Source organism: Mesorhizobium sp. M2C.T.Ca.TU.002.02.1.1 (genome assembly GCF_003997225.1).
This window is the reverse complement of the sequence record NZ_RZTO01000770.1, coordinates 1-2901: the sequence shown is the minus strand read 5'-3', so window position 1 is coordinate 2901 and position 2901 is coordinate 1. Positions and strand designations below refer to the sequence as shown.

2 protein-coding genes and 1 tRNA gene are annotated in these 2901 nt (G+C 62.7%); 1 reads left to right on the top strand and 2 read right to left on the bottom strand.

Annotated elements, in window-relative coordinates; genetic code table 11:
• The first annotated feature begins 5 nt into the window (after positions 1–5).
• A tRNA-Met gene (locus tag EOD07_RS29110) sits at positions 6–82 on the top strand.
• Positions 83–369: 287 nt separating this feature from the next.
• On the opposite strand, the gene EOD07_RS29105 is transcribed toward EOD07_RS29110, so the two are convergent.
• Together EOD07_RS29105 and EOD07_RS29100 are read right to left on the bottom strand one after the other, a co-directional pair.
• Complete coding sequence (locus EOD07_RS29105) at positions 370–1482, bottom strand: ABC transporter permease (protein ID WP_127237802.1); 1113 nt, start codon at positions 1480–1482, stop codon at positions 370–372.
• On the bottom strand, positions 1482–2901 hold a 1420-nt coding region (locus EOD07_RS29100; RefSeq protein WP_164772638.1), incomplete at its 5' end, for an ABC transporter permease. The genes EOD07_RS29100 and EOD07_RS29105, both read right to left, overlap by 1 nt.

Here is a 2901-nt window from a genome sequence, read left to right as displayed (position 1 = left end):
GGTGACGCGGGGTGGAGCAGCCCGGTAGCTCGTCAGGCTCATAACCTGAAGGTCACAGGTTCAAATCCTGTCCCCGCAACCAAAACCAAAAGAGCCCGCCTTGCGCGGGCTCTTTTGGTTTTTTGCCGCAAGGGCCGGCGATTTTAACCTGCATCAGCGGCTCGCAAGCAGACAAAGCCGGCGCCGCGGGACAGAGAACTCAAATCCCGTCCCCAAAACCAACAACAAAACGCCCCCCTCAAGCGGCGTCTTCGTATCCGCATCACCGTCGCCGCCAGGTTCGAACCCGCATCGGCCCGCCCGCTGCGCGCTGCAGGGCAGCAAGGGCACCATCATCGGCGCCATGTTGGGCGTGCCGAGAGTTTGGGTCTATTTCAGGAATTGACGAAAGCGGCGGAGCGAGAACGCAAACAGCAGCACGCCGATGACCAGCAGCGCCGCAAGTTGCGGCCAGACGACATCGAGGCCGGCGCCGCGAAACAGGATCGCCTGGGCCAGCATGACGAAATGCGTGTTGGGCGCGACGGACATGATGGCCTGGATGGCGAGGGGCATGCTCTCGCGCGGCGTCACGCCGCCGGACAACACTTGCAAGGGCAGCAACACCATCATCAGCAGCAGGCCGAATTGCGGCATGGAGCCGGCGACGGTGGCAAGGAAGATCCCCAGGCAAGTCATGGCGAAGATGTCGAGGGCCGCGCCCATCATGAAGAGCGCGACCGATCCGTTTATCGGGACCGACAGCAGCCCCTGGATGACGAAGACGAGCGCAAGGCCCGATGCCACCAGAACGACGATGCCCATGGACCAGATCTTGCTCGTCATGATTTCGAACGGGGTGACCGGCATCACCAGGAGGTGCTCGATCGTCCCGTGCTCGCGCTCGCGTATCAGCGCGGCGCCGGTGAGCACGATCGAAAGCATCGTGATGGAGGAGATGACGTTGGTGATCGCGCCGAACCAGCCCTTGTTGAGCTCGGGGTTAAATCGTGCCCTGAGGTCGAGCTCGACGGGCAGCGAAGCCTCGGAGCGGTAGTGGCTCAGGAATTCGTTCACTTCCCCCGAAACGATAGACTGGACGTAGCCTCCGCCGGTAAAGGCCTGCGACATGCGGGTGGCGTCGACATTGAGCTGAACCGTCGGAGCGCGGCCGGCCAGAAGGTCGCGCTGGAAGTTCGGCGGAATGTCCAGCGCGAACGTATCCATGCCTGAATCCATGCGGCGGTCCATCTCCGGCTGGGAAATAAGGCGCGGTGCGGTGAAGTAAGGCGGGTAAAATGCCGTGACGATACGCGATGAGACCGGCGACTGATCCTCATCGACGATGGCGATCGGAGCGCGGTTGAGCGTCTCAGGCATCGCCTTGGATTCGGTGTAGATGGCGATGGTGAAGGCGTAGACGATCAGCACAAGCATCATCGGGTCGCGGACAAGACCGCGCAGTTCCTTGACGCCGAGCTCGTAGATGTTGGCGATGCGCATCAGCGGGCCTGTTTTCTCAAGAAAGCCGCTCCAAGGCTGAGCAGCACCGGAAAGGCGACGAGCAGCGGAACGAACGCGCCGGACAGGTCGGCGAAGCTGAGTGCCTTGGAAAAGACGCCGCGCGAGATCGTCACGAAATAGGTGGTCGGATAGATCTGGCCGATGAATGCGCCAGCGCCCTGGAGCGACGACACCGGATCGATCATCCCCGAATACTGGGTGGCCGGGATCATGGTAATAAGCGCGGTTCCGAAGATCGCCGCGATCTGGCTGCTCATGAAGGTCGACAGAAAGAGCCCCATTGCCGTCGTGGCCATCACATAGAGAAGGGCCGCGGCGGCGAAAGCCGGAAGGCTGCCGGTCAACGGCACGCCGAAAATGAAGACGGCAAAGGCGGTCAACAGCACGAAGTTCAGCATCGCGAGGACCACATAGGGAATCTGCTTGCCGACCAGGAACTCGAGCCGGGTGACGGGCGTGACGTAGAAATTGATGATGGAGCCGAGCTCTTTCTCCCGCACCACGCTCAGCACGGCCAGCATCGCCGGGATCAGCAGGAGAAGCATCGGTATGACGGCCGGAACGATGGCATCGAGGCTGCGGACGTCGGGGTTGTAGCGGTAGCGGATATCGAGCTGGAAGGCGCTGGCCGTGGCGGCGTCGCCGTAGAGTTCGCGCGCCTTCCGCGTGAGCCAGTCGGCATGCATTCCCGAGACATAGCCCTGCACGGTTTCGGCACGTGTCGGCATGGCGCCGTCGATCCATGCGCCGATCGTGACGTGGCGGCCGCGCGCAAGGTCACGCCCGAAGCCGGTCGGAATTTCGATGGCGAGATTGAGCTCCCCATCCTCCATGCGCCGGTCGAGATCGGCATAGTCTGTGATCGGCGTCTTCTCGGTGAAATAGCGCGAGCCGGCGATCTGCAGCACGTAGTCCCGGCTGATCGTCGTGTCGTCGCGATCGAGGACGGCGAAGGAGAGATTCTCGACGTCCATGTTGATGCCGTAGCCCACGACGAACATCAGAATGAGGCTGCCGATGGTGGCCAGCGTGGCTCGGATCGGATCGCGTGCGAGTTCCAGCGCCTCGCGCCGGGTGTAGGCGAACATGCGCCGCAGATCGAAGAAACGGCCGGCAAGGCTCTTTTGGGATTGGCCGTGAGGCGTGCCGGGCGCTTCCGCGAGCGGCATTGTCTCAGCGGCCGAGCCCGGGGCGCCGGGTTGCTCGGGCCCCGTCGCTTCCTCCAGATATCCAACAAAGGCTTCTTCCAGTGTTGCCGCCGATCGGCTCCCGACGATGCCGGCGGGCGTGTCGCTGATCAGGACCCTGCCGGCGTGCATGAGCGAGATGCGATCGCAGCGCTCCGCCTCATTCATGAAATGCGTTGAGACGAAGATGGTTACGTTCCCCTTGCGGGAC